The sequence below is a fragment of the Rhodococcus sp. RS1C4 genome, assembly GCF_002258225.1.
GTDB classification, from domain to species: domain Bacteria; phylum Actinomycetota; class Actinomycetes; order Mycobacteriales; family Mycobacteriaceae; genus Rhodococcoides; species Rhodococcoides fascians_E.
Genome location: NZ_NOXZ01000017.1, coordinates 136,470 through 157,304, shown reverse-complemented (window position 1 = coordinate 157,304; position 20,835 = coordinate 136,470). Strand labels below are relative to the sequence as shown.

At 64.6% G+C, this 20,835-nt stretch carries 19 protein-coding genes; 8 read left to right on the top strand and 11 right to left on the bottom strand.

Translation table 11 applies throughout. The annotated features are described in order from the left end of the window. Positions 1 to 3 precede the first annotated feature (3 nt). The 5 genes from CH289_RS07400 to CH289_RS07380 form a co-directional block, all read right to left on the bottom strand. Positions 4 to 1,359 carry a multidrug effflux MFS transporter gene (locus CH289_RS07400; RefSeq protein ID WP_033189028.1) on the bottom strand — a complete coding sequence of 452 codons (1,356 nt, stop codon included), beginning with the start codon at positions 1,357 to 1,359 and terminating at the stop codon, positions 4 to 6. 133 nt (positions 1,360 to 1,492) lie between these two features. Beyond that, positions 1,493 to 2,434 carry an aldo/keto reductase gene (locus tag CH289_RS07395; RefSeq protein ID WP_020112444.1) on the bottom strand — a complete coding sequence of 314 codons (942 nt, stop codon included), beginning with the start codon at positions 2,432 to 2,434 and terminating at the stop codon, positions 1,493 to 1,495. Between the two features lie 72 nt (positions 2,435 to 2,506). Then, positions 2,507 to 4,114, bottom strand: coding sequence for an ABC transporter substrate-binding protein (locus CH289_RS07390; protein WP_020112443.1), 1,608 nt, complete (start codon positions 4,112 to 4,114; stop codon positions 2,507 to 2,509). Positions 4,115 to 4,273: 159 nt separating this feature from the next. Then, complete coding sequence (locus CH289_RS07385) at positions 4,274 to 5,230, bottom strand: DNA-3-methyladenine glycosylase family protein (RefSeq protein WP_371828581.1); 957 nt, start codon at positions 5,228 to 5,230, stop codon at positions 4,274 to 4,276. Positions 5,231 to 5,292: 62 nt separating this feature from the next. Further along, positions 5,293 to 6,330 carry an acrylyl-CoA reductase family protein gene (locus CH289_RS07380; protein ID WP_033189026.1) on the bottom strand — a complete coding sequence of 346 codons (1,038 nt, stop codon included), beginning with the start codon at positions 6,328 to 6,330 and terminating at the stop codon, positions 5,293 to 5,295. A gap of 257 nt (positions 6,331 to 6,587) precedes the next feature. Between CH289_RS07380 and CH289_RS07370 the strand changes: the two genes are divergently transcribed. Next, a complete protein-coding gene (locus tag CH289_RS07370) occupies positions 6,588 to 7,121 on the top strand; it encodes a ribonuclease H family protein (RefSeq protein WP_020112440.1) in 534 nt (177 codons plus the stop codon). Positions 7,122 to 7,153: 32 nt separating this feature from the next. Here CH289_RS07370 and CH289_RS07365 read toward each other — a convergent pair whose 3' ends face one another. From CH289_RS07365 to zapE, 4 genes are all read right to left on the bottom strand, one after another. Then, positions 7,154 to 8,116: a pirin family protein gene (locus tag CH289_RS07365; protein WP_020112439.1), complete on the bottom strand. Its 963-nt coding sequence runs from the start codon at positions 8,114 to 8,116 to the stop codon at positions 7,154 to 7,156. Between the two features lie 13 nt (positions 8,117 to 8,129). Beyond that, positions 8,130 to 8,513, bottom strand: a complete 384-nt coding sequence (locus tag CH289_RS07360; protein ID WP_371828043.1) for a MarR family winged helix-turn-helix transcriptional regulator — start codon at positions 8,511 to 8,513, stop codon at positions 8,130 to 8,132. 55 nt (positions 8,514 to 8,568) lie between these two features. Beyond that, complete coding sequence (locus CH289_RS07355) at positions 8,569 to 9,660, bottom strand: LLM class flavin-dependent oxidoreductase (RefSeq protein WP_019666950.1); 1,092 nt, start codon at positions 9,658 to 9,660, stop codon at positions 8,569 to 8,571. 218 nt (positions 9,661 to 9,878) lie between these two features. Beyond that, positions 9,879 to 10,811, bottom strand: a complete 933-nt coding sequence (gene zapE, locus CH289_RS07350) for a cell division protein ZapE (protein ID WP_019666949.1) — start codon at positions 10,809 to 10,811, stop codon at positions 9,879 to 9,881. Between the two features lie 48 nt (positions 10,812 to 10,859). Between zapE and CH289_RS07345 the strand changes: the two genes are divergently transcribed. Beyond that, positions 10,860 to 11,381 (top strand): TetR/AcrR family transcriptional regulator, encoded by a 522-nt coding sequence (locus CH289_RS07345; protein WP_020112438.1) that lies wholly within the window; start codon positions 10,860 to 10,862, stop codon positions 11,379 to 11,381. A 40-nt stretch (positions 11,382 to 11,421) separates the two neighbouring features. Then, entirely contained in the window at positions 11,422 to 12,492 is a 1,071-nt protein-coding gene (locus tag CH289_RS07340; RefSeq protein ID WP_020112437.1) for a glycerophosphodiester phosphodiesterase family protein, read from the top strand. Between the two features lie 16 nt (positions 12,493 to 12,508). On the opposite strand, the gene CH289_RS07335 is transcribed toward CH289_RS07340, so the two are convergent. Continuing rightward, complete coding sequence (locus CH289_RS07335) at positions 12,509 to 13,411, bottom strand: oxidoreductase (RefSeq protein WP_019666946.1); 903 nt, start codon at positions 13,409 to 13,411, stop codon at positions 12,509 to 12,511. A 34-nt stretch (positions 13,412 to 13,445) separates the two neighbouring features. On the opposite strand from CH289_RS07335, the gene CH289_RS07330 reads away from it, so the two are divergent. Continuing rightward, complete coding sequence (locus tag CH289_RS07330) at positions 13,446 to 13,646, top strand: helix-hairpin-helix domain-containing protein (protein WP_020112436.1); 201 nt, start codon at positions 13,446 to 13,448, stop codon at positions 13,644 to 13,646. 40 nt (positions 13,647 to 13,686) lie between these two features. On the opposite strand, the gene CH289_RS07325 is transcribed toward CH289_RS07330, so the two are convergent. Continuing rightward, positions 13,687 to 15,729 carry an HNH endonuclease signature motif containing protein gene (locus tag CH289_RS07325; RefSeq protein ID WP_020112435.1) on the bottom strand — a complete coding sequence of 681 codons (2,043 nt, stop codon included), beginning with the start codon at positions 15,727 to 15,729 and terminating at the stop codon, positions 13,687 to 13,689. Between the two features lie 137 nt (positions 15,730 to 15,866). On the opposite strand from CH289_RS07325, the gene CH289_RS07320 reads away from it, so the two are divergent. From CH289_RS07320 to lon, 4 genes are all read left to right on the top strand, one after another. Beyond that, entirely contained in the window at positions 15,867 to 16,220 is a 354-nt protein-coding gene (locus tag CH289_RS07320; RefSeq protein WP_019666943.1) for a hypothetical protein, read from the top strand. A 527-nt stretch (positions 16,221 to 16,747) separates the two neighbouring features. Then, a complete protein-coding gene (locus tag CH289_RS07315; protein ID WP_019666942.1) occupies positions 16,748 to 17,605 on the top strand; it encodes a hypothetical protein in 858 nt (285 codons plus the stop codon). A gap of 11 nt (positions 17,606 to 17,616) precedes the next feature. Next, positions 17,617 to 18,390 (top strand): putative protein N(5)-glutamine methyltransferase, encoded by a 774-nt coding sequence (locus tag CH289_RS07310; RefSeq protein ID WP_019666941.1) that lies wholly within the window; start codon positions 17,617 to 17,619, stop codon positions 18,388 to 18,390. 91 nt (positions 18,391 to 18,481) lie between these two features. Next, on the top strand, positions 18,482 to 20,815 hold the full coding sequence (gene lon / locus CH289_RS07305) for an endopeptidase La (RefSeq protein ID WP_019666940.1): 2,334 nt from the start codon (positions 18,482 to 18,484) through the stop codon (positions 20,813 to 20,815). The last annotated feature ends 20 nt before the right edge of the window (positions 20,816 to 20,835 follow it).

The following is a 20,835-nucleotide window of genomic DNA, read 5'->3' as shown; positions in this document are numbered from 1 at the left end:
CTCTCACACCTCGCTGGTAGACGTTTCCACGGACTTCGCTCGTGCCGTCTGGGCTGCCCCCTCAGGAGACTTTCGGTCCTCGCTCGCGTGGACCGTCCGACTTGCCTGGGCTTCCGGCTCGGACCGGCGTCCGGACTGTCGTGCGGAGGTGACCGTCACGCCGATCAGGGCCAGCAGGGCGATGGCCGACACGGCAACCATCGTCAGCGATACTGCCACGTTGTCGTTGCCGAGCGCACCCACGACGGGAGCGATGATCGCACCGGAACCGAACTGTGCGGCGCCGAGGAGTGCGGCTGCCGTTCCGGCTGCTTCGCCGTGTCGCGACAGCGCGAGGGCAGGCGCGTTGGGCATCACGAAGCCGACGGCACCGAGCACGAACCACAGTGGGACGAGGAAGCCGAAGATCCCGCCGATCCCTGCAACCGCCAGGATCGTCATGACGAGAGCCGACACCACAGCTGCCGACAGTGCGCTGATCACGATGCGTACGGGAGTGAAGCGTCCGAGCAGCACGACATTCAACTGCGAGGCGCCGATCAGCGCGATCGCTCCGAGCGCGAACACGATCGCGAACTGCTGCTCGCTGAGACCGAACTCGTCCTGCAGCACGAAGGACGATCCGGCGATGTACGCGAACATTGCCGACATCGCGAGGGCGGCGACGAGGACGAGTACGACGAACTGGCCGTCGCGCAGGAGGCCGCCGTACGTGCGCACGACGGGCATGACGCCTCGGCTGCGACGACGCTCGGGCGGCAGGCTCTCGCGCAGAGCGAAGACGGCAAGAGTAAGCAAGGCGACGCCGAGTACGGCGAGGACACCGAACACCCACCGCCACGTTCCGACGATGAGGATGCCGCCGCCGATCGACGGTGCAAGTACGGGTGCGACGCCCATGACCAGCATCAGACGAGACAGGACGGTTGCCGCCGCCCGACCGGTGAAGAGGTCACGAACGACTGCCATGGCGACGACCGCCGCCGCTGCCGCACCGAGTCCTTGCAGGCCACGGAACAGTCCGAGGACCGGGACGTTGGGAGCGATGACACAGAGAAGGGATGCGCCGATGTGCACCGCGGTGCCGACGATCAGCGGAAGGCGTCGCCCCACGATGTCGGAGAGAGGTCCGATGACGAGCTGGCCGAGCGCGAGCCCGATCAACGTTCCGGTGAGCGTGAACTGCACGGCGGCTGCCGACGAGTTCAGATCGTCGACGATGGACGGCAGAGCGGGAAGGTACATGTCGATCGTCAATGGACCGAGCGCGATCAATGCGCCGAGCACCAGAATGATTCGCAGGCGCTCGGCGGAGGTCGGTTCTGTGGATGCCGACACGGCATCGGTTGCTTGCGTCACCCAACCGTCAGCAACCGACGCCGGCGCGTTGTTCCCGACTCTGCGGAAAAGTTCCCGGTGTGGCAGAGGTTACGTATCCGAGAAGGCCGGGAGCGGAGCCCGCAGGAGTGACCAGATTGAAGACCGGCCCGGCTCAGATTCGTCCGGACACCTCGGTGAGTCGTGCGATTTCGTCGGAGGCGAGCGACAGACGTGGTGCGTCGAGCAGTGCGGGTAGTTGAGAGATCTTGCTGGCGCTGGCGATCGGTGCGGTGACCGTCGGCTGTGCGAGAAGCCAGGCGAGTGCGACGGTGGAGATCTCCGCGTCGTGAGCATCGGCGATCTCGTCGAGTGCGGTCACGACGTCGAGGCCTTTGTCGGTGAAGTATCCCGTGGCGAGCCGCTCGCGTGCCTGTCCTTCCAGGTCTTCGCGAGTGCGGTACTTGCCTGTCAGGAAGCCCGCTGCGAGCGAGAAGTACGGGAAGACGCCCAGGTTGTTGTCGGTGGCGAGTGGTGCGAGTTCGCTCTCGTACTCGCGGCGCGTGACGAGGTTGTAGTGCGGCTGCAGCGCGATCGGCTTGGCGAAACCATGCTCGTCGGCGAGCGACACCCACTCGCGGATGCGGTCGGCGGAGTAGTTAGAGATGGCGACGTACCGCACCTTCCCGTCTTTGACGAGTTGGTCGAACGCGGCGAGGGACTCGACGAGCGGGGTGGACTCGTCGTCGTAGTGGGCGTAATAGACGTCGATGTGGTCGCTCTGGAGTCGCTTCAGCGAGGCCTCGGCTGCAGCGGCGATGTTCTTCGGGGCGAGGCCCTTGAACTCGGGGTGCTGGCTCACCTTGGTGGCGATCACGACGTCGTCGCGGTTGCCGCGCGCGGCAGTCCACTTACCGATGATGGTCTCGGATTCGCCGCCCGAATTACCGTCGGCGAAGGCGGAATAGGAATCGGCGGTGTCGATGAAGTTGCCTTCACCTGCCGTGAACGCATCGAGGATCTCGAACGACGCTTTCTCGTCGCTCGTCCAACCGAACGTGTTTCCGCCGAGAGCGAGGGGGAAGATGTCGAGGTTCGAGTTTCCGATGGCAACCAAGATGACTCCTTATCTAGGCGAACTATTCCTGTGTGGCAACGCGGGGAGGTCGCCGGATTGTTCCCGCGAGTGTCATTCCTCGATCCACGTATCCACGAACGACGGCCACCACGGTGCCTGGAAGCTCAGCCCGTGCACGGTCGACGGGGCGGCTTGGGTCTGGCTCCCTTCGGTGATCGGGAATGCGTAACCGCGGTCGACGATCGTGTCCTGAATGCGGTTGGCGAGCTCACGGCGGGTGACATCGTCGAGCTCGGACGCCTGCTCGCCGAGGAGGTGTTCGAGCTCGGGGTCGTAGGAGGACTTGAAGTAGTTGCTGTACGTCGGGTCGAACGCGGACACCAGCACGTCGGCATCGGGCCGAGTCAGGTTGCCGTACTGGAGCTGCCATCGACCCGACGAACGGTTGGCGGTCACCTCGGCGGCGGTGAGCTGCTCGAGCTGGAAGTCGATGCCGATCTCTCTCAGCTGCTGCTGTGTGAGCTCGTGGATCGGCTTGTCGCCGTTCGCGCTGAATTGAATTGCGACGCTCAGCTTCCGGCCGTCCTTCTCGCGAATGCCGTCGGGGCCTTCGGTCCACCCCGCGTCGTCGAGGATTCGACGCGCCTCGTCCTGGTCGGCTTTTAGGGCCTCGGACAGATCCGTGTAGTCGGGGTGCGTCGAGGACAGCACGCTCGTGGGAACCGTCTGGAACTCGTTGAACACCGTGTCGTGAATTTCATGGCGATCGATGCCCAGCTGCAACGCTTTTCGGACGGATTCGTCGGCGAGGATCGGGTCCGTCACGTTCGGGTAATAGGTGTAGACGACGCCCGCCGAGGAGCGGGAGACGATGTCGAAGCCCTGTGCCCGAATGGAGTCGACGTCGTTGCTCGGTACGGTCGTCGAGACCTGGATCTGACCGCTGAGCAACGCTCCGGTTCGGACGAGGTCTTCCGGGAGTATCTGGAACGTCACGCGGTCCAGGTAAGCGGGTCCCTCGTGTGCGTTCTTCGGCGAGGACCATCGGTAGTCGTCGCGGCGCTTCACGACGAACTTCTGGTCTGCAACAACTTCCTCGATGACGAACGGACCGCTTCCGATGACGCCCTGCGCCAGTCGCTCCTCGGGTGTCCTGGTGGTGATGGTCTCCGGTGCGATGATGCCGAGCGGTTTCTCCGACAACGCCTGCAGAAAGCCGGCTTTCGGGGCGTCGAACTCGACTCGGAGCGTCAGCGGATCCACGACGACCGACTCCCGATAACCCTGAAGGTATGCGGAGGACTGAAATGCGCGCCCCTGCTTGCCGAGTTCCACCACGTTGTCGAAGTTCAGCTTCACGGCTTCGGCGTCGAGAACTTCGCCGTTGCTGAACGTGACTCCGTCCTTCAGCGCGAAGGTGTAGGACGTCCCGTCGTCGCCGATCTTCCACGATTCCGCGAGCCAGGGTACGACCTCACCGGTGTCGGGGATCTGCTCGGTGAGATTGTCCACGATTTCGACATTGGCGAAGTTGCACCCGGACGTCTGTGCTTTGTCCCAACCGCAGGCAGGAATGATCCCCACGGTGATCTCCCCGCCCGACCGGGGAGTCAGGCCCCCGTCGGTGCTGGTGCTGGTTCCTGAACTGCACCCGGCGAGAAGCGCACTGGCCGCGGCGATCGCAACCGCCGCCGCCCGCAGACGTGGGCCGAGACTCATGACGTCATCCTCCTGCTTTTGTGTCCCGGAAAACTAGCAGTTGAAATTCGGTGTGCAAAACGCTCGCGAACTGCCAGGTCAGGGACGTGGAGGAGAAAAAATCACCGTGCTCACAATCATTGTGCCGCAGGTGGATTGGGTGCTACTCGTACTCGTGCGTCAGTGCCAGGTGTGGTCGACGAGGGGTGTGCGTGGACCGAATTTCGGTTTGATTGCCCGGCCGCTGATTTGAAGTAGCTTGACGGCACGAAAGCGATGCGGTGCAAGCGGTTTCATGTACTCGATCATTCCGGCGTCGTCGAGGGGGTGACCGAGAAGCGACCAACCGACCGCAGCGGCCAAGTGGTAGTCGCCCACGGACAAGGCGTCGGGATCGCCGAAGGCACGTTGCGCGACTTCCGCTGCCGTCCAGATGCCGACGCCGGGGACAGCCCGCAGGCGACGTGTCGCATCCGCGAACGGCATCGAGGCGGCTTCTTCCATACGGTGCGCCACCTGTGCGCATCGCACGATGGTCTTGGAGCGAGCAGGATCGACGTTGGCGAGGTGGTACTCCCACGAGGGAATGCGGCGCCAGACGTCCGGAGGGGGCGGAACGAACATCGGCTTCGGAGTCGGGCCAGGTGCCCGCTCGCCGAATTTCGTGACGAGCCTGCGCCACGACGAGAACGCGGACAACCCGTGGACACGCTGCTCGAGTACCGCGGGCACCAGGGCTTCCATGACGAGCCCGGTCCTGCCGAGGCGAAGGTGCGGATGCTGTCGGTGAGCTTCCTTCAGGGTCGGATGCTCCGGCGCGAAGCCCGACGAGTCGTCCTCACTGCCCAGCAGCGCGGGCAGAAATCCGGTGAACTCCTCGGCACCGGGACCCCACGCCTGGCTCCGGACGGCGGTGCGCGAGATAGGGGTGATCCTGTATGTGACCGGACCGGACGGAAGACGCGACGCTCGCCAGACACTGCCTGCGCTGTCCCGCTCGAACGTGGGGTCTCCCTTGCCCCTGCGTAGATCCCGAAGGCACGCCATCGGGTCCAGCGGGGACGCCGACTCGAACACCGTCGAGACATCACTGTCTCCGGCGGCGGATGGAGAGCCTGGCGTGGTCTTCGGGAACATCGTGCCGCCGACTTTATCCCCTCCGACCGACAAACGCCGGAACTGGATCCGAGCGCCGCGGCCTACGCGAAGCCTCCGGAGACGGCGACGACCGTTCGGCCGGTGACGCCACCGCCGGAGATCGAGTCGAGAGCACTCGCGACGTCCGCCACGGGCACCTCGGTGGTGAGCGCCGACAGACGCTGCGGGCGCAGATCGGTTTCGAGTTTCTGCCACAGTGCCCGGCGCTTGTCGATGGGGAGTAACACGGAGTCGATGCCGAGCAGAGACACGCCGCGCAGAATGAACGGAAGCACCGTCGTCGGCAGCTGCGCGCCTCCGGTCAGACCGCTCGCGGCGACAGCGCCGCCGTACCGGACCGTGCTCAACGCATGTGCCAGCGTCTTGCCGCCTACGCAGTCGACGACGCCGCCCCACTCCGCCTTGCCGAGCGGACGCGGCTTGGCATCGGGATCCTCCGGCAGCCGGCCGACGACCCGCGATGCACCCAACTCTGTCAGCAGTTGCGTGGCGCCTTGCTTGCCGGACGATGCGACCACTTCGTAGCCTGCGGCCGAGAGGAGGTCGACGCTGACCGTCCCCACTCCGCCGCTGGCACCCGTCACCAGCACCGGCCCGTCGGACGGAGTCACGCCTGCCGCTTGCAGCGCACGTACGCTCAGTGCCGCGGTGAAACCCGCGGTGCCGATGGCCGCGGCCTCACGGGTGGACAGGGTGGTCAACGGCACCACCCACTCGGCGGGAACGCGCGCGAACTCGGCGTAACCACCGTGCTGCGCAGTACCGATGTCGTACCCGTGCGCAACGACGCGCTGACCCACCTCGAACTCCGGCGATGTGGACTCCGCAACGGTTCCCGCGACGTCGATGCCAGGGACGATGGGGTACTCGCGGACGACTCCACCCTTCGGCGTGATCGCGAGAGCATCCTTGAAGTTGACCGACGAATACTCCACGGCAATCGTCACCGACGGACCCGACACCTCCGGCAGAAACGACGCGTCGACGCGTTCTCGCGTGAGCGTGATGCCGTCGGCCTCCCTCGCCACCAATGCTTCGAACGACGACGGGATGGATTCTCCTGGCGCTGCAGTTGTCACGATTCGAGTCCTCGGTGAGTGCGAATGTGTGATCGACCCTGTCGGGTGCGTTCTCGGATGCTTTCCCACACTACCCATTCGGACACCCACACAGCCTCGAGCGGTCCTCGGCCCCCGAATTCAGAGGTCCGCAGGCTCCACTCCTGCCTCATCAGGTCGTTCCGCAGGCTCCACTCCTGCCTCATCAGGTCGTTCCGCAGGCTCCACTCCTGCGCGGCGCCTGTTGTTTGTCGGTGGGGCGAAGTAGGGTCCTTCCCGTGATCATCGTGAGTACTGACGGTTCGTGTCTGCGGAATCCGGGTGGCGCCATCGGTTGGGCCTGGGTCAACCACACGGGGCCGTCCAACTCCGGTGGAGAAGCGTCGGGAACCAACCAGATCGCCGAGCTTCGAGCGCTTTTGGAGGCAATCCTCGCGCACCCCGGTGACGAGCCGATGCTCATCGAGTCGGATTCGCAGTACGCCATCAAGTGTGCTTCGGAATGGCTGCCGGGGTGGAAGCGTAAGGGCTGGAAAACCGCGGGCGGATCGCCGGTGCGCAACCTGGAATTGGTGCAGAGCATCGATCGAGCAATCGTGGACCGCAGCGGACCTGTCCGATTCCGCTGGGTCCGTGGACATGTCGGCAACCACTTCAACGAGGCAGCCGACGCGCTCGCCGGTGAAGCTGCTCGCGCCGTCGCCTCGGGCAAAGCGGGCCCCAGCAAACCTGTTGCTACCGCTGCCGGCACGCCTGCCGCTGCCGCACCTTCCCGCAGCGAATCCCTCGACGAGGTCGCTACTCTTTTCTGAGGCTCGAGCCGAACCCTCGCAGCGCCCGCACCTCAGTGTCTCGGGGCGATGCGAGCGTTCGGTAGTTCGGGCGCAGGAAGTCTGAACCCCGGTATCCGGTACCCATCGACCGTGCCGAACTGCCCGTCACGCTCCGCATGCTCCGCTCCTTCCCAGGCCTCGCGATAGGCCACGATGTCGTCGTGGGTGCGGCCCATGAAGTTCCACCACATCACTACTTCTTCACCGAACGGTGGCCCGCCGAGCAGCAGCATTCGTGCTTCGTCGGTGCCCGAGTTTCGCAGGGTGATGGCGCGATTGCCGGGCTGGAGGTATCCCAATTCGGCTCGGGCAAGGGTGCCGGATTCCGCGTCCTCGGGATCGGCGTCGTCAGCTGGGGGAAGGGTCTCGACGTTCACCGAGCCCTGGTCGACGATGATGCCGTGCTCGAAGGCCTCGTCGACGTCGAGTTGAACGGCACTCCCTGCGGGAAGGACGATCTCGGCGCCGAGGAGTGGTGTGAAAGTCGAGACGGGGGATGTCCGGCCCGCGAGAGATCCCAGGAACACCCGCAGCTCTGCGCCGCCCGTCGTCACGGCGTCGGGGACGTAGTGCTGAAAGGCCGGCGCAGTGAATCGAGCGGACCCGGGCAGGGCGACCCACAGCTGCATGCCGTGCAGGATTCGGGTGTTGTCGGTCGAGACTTCCGAGTGGGAGATTCCGCGGCCCGCGGTCATGAGGTTGAGCTCGCCGGGGTGGACAAGTGCGTGCGAGCCGATGCTGTCGCGGTGTTCGATCTCACCGGTGAACAGCCAGCTCACGGTCTGCAGCCCGGTGTGGGGGTGCGGCGGGACGTCCATGCCTCCGGACGCGGATACGTCGTCGGGACCGTAGTGATCGGCAAAACACCACGCGCCGATCAGGGTTCGCTGTTTCGTCGGTAGCGTCCGCCGGACGTTCATGGCGCGAGGGCCGCCGAGTGGAACGTCGCGTGGGGTGATGATTTCGAGGTTCATGGGAAACCGCCTGTCATGAGATGTCCTTCTGCGCGAGCCTCAGTTTGGTGCACAGTGCCGTCAGTGTTCGCAGTTCCTCGTCGGTCAACGCGTCGCCGACGTATCTCCTGATGCGCGACGCGTGCTTCCGTCCGATCTCCCGTTGCACAGCGAGGCCGTCGTCGGTGAGGCCGACGACGGTTCCGCGTTTGTCGTTCGGGTCCGGCGTGCGGGTGACCAGTCCGAGCTTCTCCAGCCGTTCGCAGAGTCGACTGAGCGAGGGCTGGGTCAGCAGGATCTCGGCGTTGAGGTCGTGCAGACGCAACGTTCGCGTCGGGCAATTGCCGAGTGTGAACAGCACGTCGTACTCGCGCAGACTGATCGGGCCCCAAATGTCGTCGGCGGTGAACTTGCGCATCAGCGCCACCTGGGAGCGAAACAACGCCTCCCAGGCGACAACCGACAGTTCGGTGCTAGACGGCAACAGCCGTCTCCTTCTCGGCGAGCATGCTCGCGTGCGTCGGCGGGTTCTCGGGAACCCCGGCCGGGCGTCGTGCGGCGAACTCCGCGCGCAGCGTCGGTACCACTTCCTCGCCCAGCAGATCGAGCTGCTCGAGGACCGTCTTCAGCGGGAGACCGGCGTGATCCATCAGGAACAGTTGGCGCTGGTAGTCGCCGAAGAAGTCCGCGAACGCGAGTGTCTTCTCGATGACCTGCTGTGGTGAGCCGACGGTCAACGGTGTCTGCTCGGTGAATTCTTCCATCGTCGGGCCGTGTCCGTAGACGGGTGCGTTGTCGAAGTACGGCCGGAACTCGTTCACTGCGTCCTGGCTGTTCTTGCGCATGAACACCTGACCGCCGAGGCCGACGATGGCCTGGTCCGCGCGGCCGTGCCCGTAGTGCTCGTAGCGTTGGCGATAGAGGTCGATGAGCTGAATGTAGTGCTCTTTGGGCCAGAAGATGTTGTTCGCGAAGAATCCGTCACCGTGGTACGCGGCGATCTCTGCGATCTCGGGGCTGCGGATCGAGCCGTGCCATACGAACGGCGGGATGTCGTCCAGCGGGCGAGGCGTGGAGGTGAAGCTGTCGAGCGGAGTCCGGAAGTTGCCCTTCCACGTCACGACGTCCTCGGTCCACAGGCGTCGCAGGAGTTGGTAGTTCTCGAGCGCGAGGGGAATGCCCTGACGGATGTCCTTGCCGAACCACGGGTAGACCGGCGCGGTGTTGCCGCGGCCCATGATGAGGTCGACGCGGCCGTCGGACAGATGCTGGAGCATCGCGTAGTCCTCGGCGATCTTCACCGGGTCGTTGGTCGTGATGAGTGTCGTCGACGTGGACAGGATCAGCTTGTCGGTCTGGGCGGCGACGTACCCGAGCATCGTCGTCGGTGACGACGGCACGAACGGCCGGTTGTGGTGCTCACCGGTTGCGAACACGTCGAGACCGACTTCTTCGGCATGCTTGGCGATGGTGACCATTGCCTTGATCCGCTCGTTTTCGGTGGGTGCGCGACCTGTGGTGGGGTCGACTGTCACGTCGCCGACGGTGAAGATTCCGAACTGCATGGTGTGCTCCCTGGCCGAATCCCTCGAACGCATTTTCATGCGTTTGCATTGACTTCTACTCTAACGGGAGTTTGCCGGGTGGTATTCCATGCCGGTGCCGAGAAATTTCCGAAAAACTTTCCATCCGGACCCATCCAGCCTTTCACCTGCGGCGAATGATGGATGAGACGCCCGCGGCTGCTGTCGCCCCCGACCGCCGTCAGCTGTGGGCGTCTCCCTTACTTCTCGGCTCCGAGACGTGTCGACGCCCGCGAATGCCGAAGCTGATGGAGCCTGCTCAGCGTCCTCTTCAGATCGACTCCTCCCGACGAGACCGAGCCGAGGCCTTCCCGGTGACCGTCGGCGAACTCCTCCAACGGCACCCGTGCGTGAAATCGAGTCCTGATGTCCGCGTCGTACAGGATGTCCACGAGATTCGAGAATCTGCGCACTGCGTCGTCCGACGCCTGGGCAAGTGCTGGTATTTCCCTGATCGTCAGTTCTGCGCCCGCGTCGAGCCGATCGACGATGGCCAGGTAATCGCCCGTCGACCTCGGGGCCTCGCACAGGTCCGCGAAGGACTCGCCTGCGGCAGTTCCGGTGGTGGACCAGGTTCCCGCGGAGAATCCCGAGTTCTCGGTGTTCGCGTCGCCCAGGGTGCGGTAATCCACGGGTCCGTCGACGCACACCACTCGGAGGTTCGCTTTCAGAACCTCGATGGTCGGGAGGAATGCGTCGTGAAACAGCGGATTGGGCAGCAAGCCGTCGGGTGGGTAATTGGACGTCGCGACCACGGCGACACCTCGTGCCCACAGGGCGTCGAGCATCCGGGCGATGAGCCGTGCGTCGCCGATGTCGTGCACGTGGAATTCGTCGAAGCAGAGCAATCGGGTGGGGCCGATCAACGCGTCGAGCGTCGGTTCGAGCTGGAACCGATGAACGAAGTACGACGCGTGCAGGTCACGGAAAAAGGTGTGGAAGTGCAGGCGTTTCTTGGGCTCCGGTGCGGCGCCGAAGTATCTGTCCATCAACCAGGTCTTGCCTCGCCCGACGGGTCCCCACAGGTACAGGCCGAGCGTGTCGGCCTCGGTGAGAAGGTCGACGACGGAGTGCTGCGACGGGTCCAGGTCGAAATCGGCGGCGAACGCATTCCGGGGTACTGGTGGCCTCATGGGCGCCCACTCTACATATGTAGAGGAAATTGGCGTACGATCCACGTCATGGACAGAAGAGCTGCGATCGCGGACGCGGCGATCGACGTCATCGCCGATTCCGGACTCCGGGCACTGACCCACCGCAAGCTCGACGACGCCCTGACGCTGCCGGCCGGCTCCACGTCGTACTACTTCCGATCGAAAGCCGATCTGTTCGCCGCCGTGATCGCCCGGATCACCGAGACTTCGCGTGCCGAGTTCACCCACCTGTCGACCATCGAGGGTGATCCGGTCGAAGTGACGGTGCGGTACCTGGACCACCTCGTCACGGAGAGAGCCGCCCAACTACGCGCCCGGCACGTGCTGATGCTCGACCCGACGGTGTCCGACGCCGACCGCGCCGCGCTGGCGGGCAGCCTGTTCTCGGGGCCTGGTGCCGTCGAACTGTTCGGCGACGCCGAGGTCGGAGCCGGCTACATCGCGTTGTGCGAGGGGTTGGTGACCTCTGCCCTCGGGGCCCGCGCCGCACGCACGGAAATGTTCCGAGCGCCTGTTGTCACTTATCTGAAGGGTGCGGGGAAGCTCTAGTTCACGGAGTCGACGCTTCTCACCCCTAGCGTCGAACGGCATGCGACGACTACCAGGTGCCGCGCTCGTCTTGACCGTGCTCGCAGCGGTCACGTTCACTGCATGTTCGTCGGCCGAAGCGGACCGGTCGCCGGATCCTCGACCTCAGCCGTCGAACGGCGAGTTCGATCTACAGGCGCACCGGGGTGGACTCGGCCTCGTCTCCGAGAGCACCCTCGAATCGTTCACCACTGCACTGGAGCTCGGCGTGACCACGCTGGAACTGGACACGCAGATCACCGAGGACGGGATTGCCGTCGTCACCCATGATCGGCAGGTCTCGTCGAAGAAATGTCTGGACACGGCACCTGTCGTCGAGCAGGATCCCGAGTTCCCCTACGTCGGCAAGTACGTGAACACGTTGACGCTGGCGCAGATTCGGACCCTGGACTGTGGGACGTTGCGGCTGGCGGACTATCCGGAGCAACGAACGGTGCCGGGTGCGCGGATGCCGACGTTGGCCGACGTTCTCGAACTTGCCGCCAGTGCCCCTGGGATCAAGCTGAATGTCGAAACCAAGGTCGAAGCGGCAAGCCCGACGGAGACGGCACCTCGTGAGCAGTTCGTCGACACCGTCCTCGGCACCATCCGTGCCGCTGGGATGCTCGACAGAGCGACGATCCAGAGCTTCGACTGGGGTGCGCTGCAGCGGGTCCGGGAAGTGGAACCCGCACTACCGACCGTCGCGCTGACGAACGGTGAGTTTCTTCAGATCGGTCAGTCCGGGAGGTCGCCATGGCTCGGTGGCGTGGACATCGACGATTTCGACGGTGACCCGATTGCCGCGATCCGCTCGTTCGGCGCATCCGGATTCTCACCGGTTCAGGGAAATCCGCAGAGCGGCAAGGTAAGTGACCCGGACTTCGAGCTGTACGTGACCCAGAAGATGATCGACGACGCCCATGCCGCTGGAATTCGGGTCATTCCGTGGACAGTCGACGACCCCGAGACCATGAACGTCCTGCTGGACATGGGAGTCGACGGGATCATCACCGACTACCCGGACCGGCTACGCGCGGTGCTGAGCGACCGGGGTATGCCGCTACCCGCTTCGGTCACGGTAGGCGGCTGACCCGCATGTCGGTGCGTCAGCCGAGGTCGTACACGACTCCGGTGAGTCGTTCACTTGCTTCCCAGAGCTTTTCGGCGAGCTGGCGGTCTTTTGCCTTGCCGGAGAGCTTTGCCGGAGCGGGAGCGCCACGGGACTCGAACAACCACTTCGGGCCCGTGTACGACCCCGGTCCACCCTTCTCGAGTGCGTGGAGGGTAGGAAGTGCGCCGGCTTTCGCGGACTGCGAGATGATCGGCAGCCCGACGGCCGCGACGAGGGACGCAATCTTGGAACTCCCCAGGCCGTCGGGACTCGAGTACAACTCGGTCGACGAGATGCCGGGGTGGGCGGCGTTGCTCGTGATGTCGATCTTCGCGGCATCGAGACGGCGCTGAAGTTCCAGTGCGAACAACAGATTCGACAACTTGGAATTGGCGTAACCCCGCTGTGGGTTGTACCCGCGCGTGGCCTGCAGATCGTCGAAATCGAGTTTCGGTGCTTGCTTGTGGGCGACCGAGGAGACGGTGACGACGGTGGCCTTGTCCGACGCGCGAAGCTTGGGGAGCAAGTGGCCGGTCAACGCGAAGTGGCCGAGGTGATTGGTACCGAATTGAAGTTCGAAGCCGTCGACGGTCTCGCGCCGCGTCGCAGGCATCATGACGCCTGCGTTGTTGATGAGGACGTCGACGCGGTCGGGAGCCGATGCCGCGAAATCACGCACCGAGCTCAGATCGGCCAGATCGAGTTCGGCAGTGTCCACGACGCCGCCGGTGCTGTTGGTTTCTGCGGCAATCTTGTCCGCCGCTGTCTTGGCCTTGTCCAGGTTGCGGCAGGCCAAGGTCACGTGGTCGCCTTGCTTCACCAACTGGAGCGCGGTGAAGTAACCGATTCCGGTGTTTCCGCCGGTGAGGATGACGCGTCGCTGCTTGTTGTCAGGCACCCGACCAGGTTACCGGCGAGTTTAAGATGTGGCCATGAGTGAGCCGATCGACCATTTCCCCGCAGGCACCGGACGCCCCGCAGCAGGCGCATTCTTCGCCGCCGGCTTCACATCGCTCGAGGCGTTGGCCGGGCAGTCGGAATCGGCGCTCGCACAGCTCCACGGCGTCGGCCCCAAAGCACTCGGCATCGTGAAGGCCGCCTTGGAAGCGGAAGGACTCGGGCTCGAACCCTAGTACGAGTCATTACGCAGGCTCCACTCCTGAAACCTCCTGCTCAGAACGGTGGTGGCCGGTACTTCTCGCGTTCGGCGACCACGGCGCGATGCTCGAGGAACTTCTCGCGGAGGTATAGCGCGTCGGCTCGGCACTGCGGATCGTCGAGTCTTGCGATGTCCGCCAGACTTGGTGCGCCGCCGTCGGTGCGCGGATTCAGGAGCCTCCAGAGTTGGCAGTCCTCGTCGGTGATGTTGGCTTCCCACCACGTGGGTTCGTACAGTTCGTCCGGCGGGTCGGGTAAGTCGTCGTGGCGGTCGATGTTGTTGCGGGTGTCGGATCGACGGGATGCGCCCCTCGACGTCGGTCGGGACGGCATGCGGAATCGACGGACGTGGACGAAATCGCCGGGGATGTCGACTGTTCCGAACGCGGGTGGGGTTATGTGCTGCAGCCCAGCCCCTGAGCGCCAATAGATTCCGTCTCCGTCGAGCTTGGTGCACGCCCACAGTCGCAGAGTCTTGGCCTGATGGTGGTACGGGCACAGTGGATGCAGGTTTCCGAGAACGGTCCAGCCTCCGGAAATCGGATCTCGATGATCGAACGGAACGATGTGGTCGATGTCGCAACGGGCAGCCGGTACCCCACAGTTCGGGAACGTACAGGTGTGATAGCTCGCGCGAACCAGCGCGACCAGAGCAGCGCTCGGCCGGTAGGTGAGGGCTCCGGGCGGAGGCGTGCAGAATCCACCGTGTCCGTCGGGGTGCAAGCCCTCGGCGAGCGACGGGTCGAGTGCCACAGCGTCCATGAACGCAGCAATCGCCGCGGACAGCGCCGCTTCTTCCCCGATCGCCGATGCACGCGGATTGTCCTTGGCCCGCTGCGTAGTAGTCGGCAGAGGCGCTGGAGGCCGTGTTCGGCCGCGGGCGACAACCCGCCGAGCACGGGCAGCCTTACGCCGACCGCGCCGTACTGGATGTTGCGCCGGTGGTCTGGGATTCGGTGCGTCAGTAACCTTGGTGCCGCCATCGTCGTCGTCACCCCCGTCCGAACCCTCGTCCGAGTTGCCGGCACCGTCGTCGTCGAGATCGTCGGCCGATTCGTCGTTGTCGAGGCCACGGCGGTCACGTGCGGCGGTCAGGGTTTCGGTGAGCAGGACCTGCCAGCGGGTGTCGGTGGCGAGGAGTCGCACGGTTTCCGCGTCGAGAACTGTGCCGTCGGACAGTGTGGCCGGCTCTTCGTTCAGCCCGAGAATGGTTTCGATGTCGATGTGAATGTTCAGCAGGTACGGTCGCCGGTTGGGGTTCTTGGCATCGACTCCGCGAAACGGGCATTCCTCGCTCCCGCAACGGCATTGGAGCGCATCTTCTCGGTGGATCAACGCGAGTAAGGCATGTCCGCGTAGTTCTTTCTTGGTTCGTGGATCTTTCGGGCAGACGGTGGCTACGTACTCGTCGAGGAGGGCGTCGCATTCAGCGCCCTCGAGCACGCTCATCTTCGACACCAGGGTGGCGATGCCGGAGTCGTTGCGGCGAATCTCGGCGCATCGTTCGTCGGCGAGCGCAGCTTTCTGTGCAGCCGCGGCCTCGTCCGGGTCGTATTGGAACCAGCGGCGCCAGATGTTCTCCCGCAGCGCTTTCGGAGCGCATCGCTGTGCCGCGGCGAGAATATCTGCCTCCAGAGCCGACACAGTCTCGTCGCTGGCGCGGAGCAGGGTCAGAACTACCGTTCGGACACGGCCGTAGTCGAGGTCCCCGGCCGTGAAGGCGGCATCGATTGCCGGCAGACGCCAGAACAGATGGTTGGCGACAACGATCATCTGGCGCGCAACAGTCCGAGTTGTCGACATGGACACTGCTGCTTCGTATTCGACTGTGTGTCGGGCGCGATCGACGTTCGGTTCCTCACTGCCGTGCTCTGCACCCAGTGCATGCACGTCCATCTCTGCGCACAGCCGTATCTCGTAGAGATCTTGCAACTCGTGGATCACCACTGCCGACGCTCGGTTCTCTGCCCGCCGTCCATCCGACAGGCGCGTCAGTGACCGCGATGCCGCACTGTCTGCATCGGATCGAACCTGCGTGGAGCCCCCCGGCTGTGCCATGTCACATAGAGTAATCGAACATACGTTCGAACGCAACCGTGAGCGATGCCTCCCGTTATTTTCTTTCTCTGCTCCACATCGGTGTGGTCGGGTCGTCTGCTCCGGTATGGCTCCCGCAACCTGGCTAACCTGAGGCAATGACCAGTACAGGCGTTATCAGGAAGTGGTATGCCGACGAAGGATGGGGCGTTCTCGACTCCCTGGACACTGCCGGCGGATGCTGGGTTCACGTCAGCATGCTGTGGGCCATCACGCTGCCTCCTGCGCGCGAGAATGAGTCCATTCATATCACCGGTTCCAGTGTCGACGCGGTCGTCGGGGAGACCGTGGATTTCGAGTGGGAACAGGTGAGACAGGACGGTTACGACTATCGCGGAATCAGCGTGAGGCCTCGTCGAGATGGCCCCGAACGGACCATTCGCTGGGAGTACGGAGGCGATCGCCGTCATTCGGGGGTGGAATTTCGGACCGCTCCGCGGCTGCAGGAATAGACGGATGAGATTATCCGACATGCGTCCACGCGAACCGGCGATCACGGCCTAGCCTGATGCGGGCGCAAGGTAGAACGTCCCGACTGCGGGCTGACTTGGTTCGCAAGTGCTGGCTGTCGCCAGTATTTGCCCCGACCCTGTGTAGGCATCGGTTCGGTATCCATCGTCGGCCGGTTTCACCCCGGAAGTGCCTCTGCTGTCTCTGGATTCGCCAGGCGAGTTTCGTCAGCTGATGCAACAGCGGTGATACCTGCCGACGACGGCGACAGCACTCGATGTGCCCACGATGCAAGATCTTATGATCGAAGTCCGACACACGGACGCGGTCTTGGGTGTAGTCACTGTGGTGTTCCTCCGAGGGTGCTAGCTGGTCTCGCCTACGACAAGCTCTGGGGCCGTGGGTACGGATTCATGGAGAACCCGATCCTGCGAAGTAGGTCGATGCACTCGGGCCGTTCTCGGAACTCGATTCCGGTTGGGTTGTCGCAGTGCTCGCTGCTGAGGAGCCGGTGTGAGACGCTGGGTGCATGGTGAGCGTGGGGGCGTGGTCGCTGGCGGACAAGGCGTCGAGACTGGGGTGGAAGACGGTCGGAAGACGTGTCGACCTCGACGGCGACCAGTCGTGGTTGCGGGGGCCGGTATCGGGTCCGGGCGTCGTTCGGGACAGGTGGCTGCAGCAGGAGGCGGAGCGCATCGGTGGGCGCGTCGTACCCGGTTCCTCGTCGGACGGTTTGCTGCACAGCTTCGATGCGCTGGCCGGTCCGGAGTTCGACCCGAGCGCGATCGACCCTCGCATTCGCGAATTCTACGAGCACACTGCTCGGTGGCGCATGGATGCGTGGACGCAGTGGACGACGGGTTTCGGGCTACCCGGCGCGGCCATCGAAGCGTTGTACGGCAAACGCGTGCAGCAGCTTGCTCTTCCGGTGCAGCCTCTGGCGGTGGCACACGGTGTGGACAGTGAGGTCACGGAGATCGTCGACGCCGACGGCCGGCATGCCGGCTCTGCCTGGTTGCGAACTCTGCGGAAGACCGGCGACTACATGTACAGCGGTTACTACCGCGCTTCGACGCTTCCCTCGGCGTCGGGTCCGAGCGTCCATGTGACTTTCCCGTTGGAGGACGGCAACGTCCAGGTTTTCCTGAAACCGACAGTGGGCGAAGGAGGTTCGCTCGTTCTGACGTCCCCGTCGGGTAGGTTCGGGCAGGACGGCGCCTACACGGTCGTGTTGGACAAAGGTGCCTGGTACGCGGCCAGAGCGCCGATCCACGAGGTCTTCCATGTCTACGTCGACGACGAGGGGGTGCTGCGGACCGATCATGTGCTGAAACTGTGGAACGTGACCGCTGTCCGGCTGCACTACCGCCTCACGCCCCTCGGCTGATCTCGAGTCCGATGTCCGCGCCTTCCTTCGACGAGATCGTCCGGGTGTTGCGCGCCGCGGGCTGCGTGTTCGCGGAAATCGAGGCTCGGCTCCTCGTGGAGGCGTTCGGCGGAAGCGCTCTGAAAAAGGCTGTCGCACAGCGAGTCGACGGCACTCCACTGGAACAACTTCTCGGGTGGGCGGAGTTCGCTGGTCTGCGGATATCGGTCGCGCCCGGAGTGTTCGTCCCCCGTCGCAGAACCGAACTCCTCGTGCACGCCGCGGTCGACGCGGAGCCCGGGGTTGTGCTCGACATCTGTTGCGGATCCGGGGCAGTCGCCGTTGCGATCGCACACGAGCGGCCCGGGGTGGCGCTGCATGCCTCCGACATCGCACCCGCTGCAGTCCGCTGTGCGCGTCGGAATCTGGAGCCCGTCGGAGGTCATGTCTATCGAAGTGACATGTACAGCGCTCTGCCGCACAGTCTTCGGAGAACCGTCGACGTCGTGGTCGCCAATGCCCCGTACGTTCCGACCGGGGCGATCGGTTCCATGCCGTCCGAGGCGAGGGACCATGAGCCGAGAGACGCTCTCGACGGAGGTGTCGACGGCCTCGACCTCCAGCGCCGAGTGGTCGAGGGGGCGGGGGAGTGGCTTGCTCCTGCGGGCCGCATCGTGGTCGAAACCAGCGTTCGGCAAGCGCAGGGCACCGCGGCGCTCGTCGCGGCGTCGGGTTTCGAAGCGGAGATCGTCAGATCCGAGGAACTGGACGGGACGGCAGTCGTCGGGCGTAGTCGCGGACGCTGATTCTGCCCACGGAGAACACGCTCACCACGGGGAACACCCGGAGCACACGTGAAGTTGAGTCCACATAGCTCAACCGACCGGAGGTGCTGTAATGCCCGAACCCATCCGCCTACCTGTTCTCTTTCTGACCGACCCCGTCGTTCTGCCCGGGATGGTCGTCCCCGTCGAACTCGACGAGTCCGCGCGCGCTGCCGTGGACGCAGCACAGGCTTCCAACGACGGAACCTTGCTCGTTGCTCCTCGGCTCGAGGACCGATACGCCGCGTACGGCGTGGTTGCGTCCATCGTGCAGATGGGACGGCTCGCGACCGGGGAGGCTGCCGCAGTCCTCAAGGCCGAGCGCCGCGCTCACATCGGTCACGGTGTCAGCGGGCCCGGTGCTGCCCTGTGGGTCGAGGCCGAAATCGTCGACGAATCCGCCGTCGACGGTAGTGGTGGAACTGCCGAGAGCACCCGAACGCTGGCCACCGAGTACAAGCAGCTCGTCGTCGCGATGTTGCAGCGCCGCGACGCGTGGCAGGTCATCGACTCCGTCAACAAGCTCACCGATCCCGGCGCGATCGCCGACACCGCGGGGTACGCGTCGTACCTGACCGATGTGCAGAAGAGGCAGCTGCTCGAGACCCCATCCGTGCACGATCGTCTGACACTGCTGATCGAGTGGACCCGGTCCCATCTCGCGGAGGTCGAGGTCAACGACAAGATCTCGAACGATGTGCGCGACGGTATGGAGAAGACCCAGAAAGAGTTTCTGCTGCGGCAGCAGCTCGCCGCGATCCGCAAGGAGCTCGGCGAGGACGAACCAGACGGCGCCGACGACTACCGCGGCCGCGTCGAATCGGCAGATCTCCCGGATGCGGTGCGCGAGGCCGCACTTCGTGAGGTCGGAAAGCTCGAGCGGGCGAGTGATCAGAGTCCCGAGTCCGGGTGGATCAGGACGTGGCTCGATACCGTCCTGGACCTGCCGTGGTCGGTCACCACGACCGACACGACCGACATCGATTCGGCACGAGCGATTCTCGATGCGGACCACCATGGTCTGGACGACGTGAAGGATCGTATCGTCGAGTATCTCGCCGTGCGGGCGCGTCGAGCAGAGCGCGGCATGGGCCTCGTCGGTGGACGCGGATCGGGTGCGGTCATGGTGCTCGCGGGGCCGCCCGGAGTCGGTAAGACGTCGCTGGGCGAATCCGTGGCGCGTGCGTTGGGCCGCAAGTTCGTTCGTGTCGCACTCGGTGGCGTTCGAGACGAAGCGGAGATTCGCGGACACCGGCGTACCTACGTGGGTGCGTTGCCCGGGCGAATCGTCCGCGCCATCGGTGAGGCGGGTTCGATGAACCCCGTGGTGCTGCTCGACGAGATCGACAAGGTCGGTTCCGACTACCGCGGCGATCCCAGTGCCGCTCTGCTCGAAGTTCTCGATCCGGCGCAGAATCACACTTTTCGGGATCACTACCTGGACCTCGATCTCGACCTCTCCGACGTCGTGTTTCTGGCGACAGCCAATGTGGTCGAACAGATTCCGGGACCTCTGCTCGATCGGATGGAGCTCGTCACCATCGACGGGTACACCGAGGACGACAAGGTCGTGATCGCGCGGAACTATCTGCTGCCGCGTCAGTTGGAACGTTCTGCGCTCACGTCCGACGAAGTCGACGTCACCGACGATGCGTTGCGAAAGATCGCTGCCGACTACACCCGTGAACCAGGTGTGCGTCAGTTCGAGCGTCTGCTCGCCAAGGCTCTGCGGAAGTCCGCGACAGCACTGGCAGGGGGAAAGGCGACGGTGCGTATCGACGAGGCGGGACTCGTCGAGTACCTCGGCCGACCGCGTTTCACTCCCGACGTTCACGAGAGAACCGAAGTGCCGGGTGTGGCAACCGGTCTCGCCGTGACGGGACTCGGAGGCGACGTGCTGTTCATCGAGGCGTCGTCGACGGAGGGCAAGCCCGGACTTGCGCTGACGGGTCAGCTGGGTGACGTCATGAAGGAGTCGGCGCAGATAGCCCTGTCCTACGTGCGATCTCACGCGGCACGATTCGGCATCGATCCGCAGGTGTTGGACCGCAGCATCCACGTCCACGTACCGGCAGGTGCCGTACCCAAGGACGGTCCGTCGGCAGGCGTCACGATGGTCACGGCACTGGTGTCGATGGCGACGGGACGGCCGGTGCGGTCGGATGTGGGAATGACCGGCGAGGTCACGCTGAACGGTCGGGTCCTGCCGATCGGCGGAGTCAAGCAGAAGTTGCTGGCCGCGCAACGGGCAGGTCTGAAGACCGTTTTCGTTCCCGCGAGGAACGAACCGGATCTGGACGACGTACCGGCCGAGGTGCTCGCCGCCCTCGACGTACGTCCGATGACCGACGTCGCGGACATCGTGGATCTCGCCCTGGAGGAGGCTGCTGTGTCCGCAGTGGCGTGATGTGGCGCGTTCCTTGACCT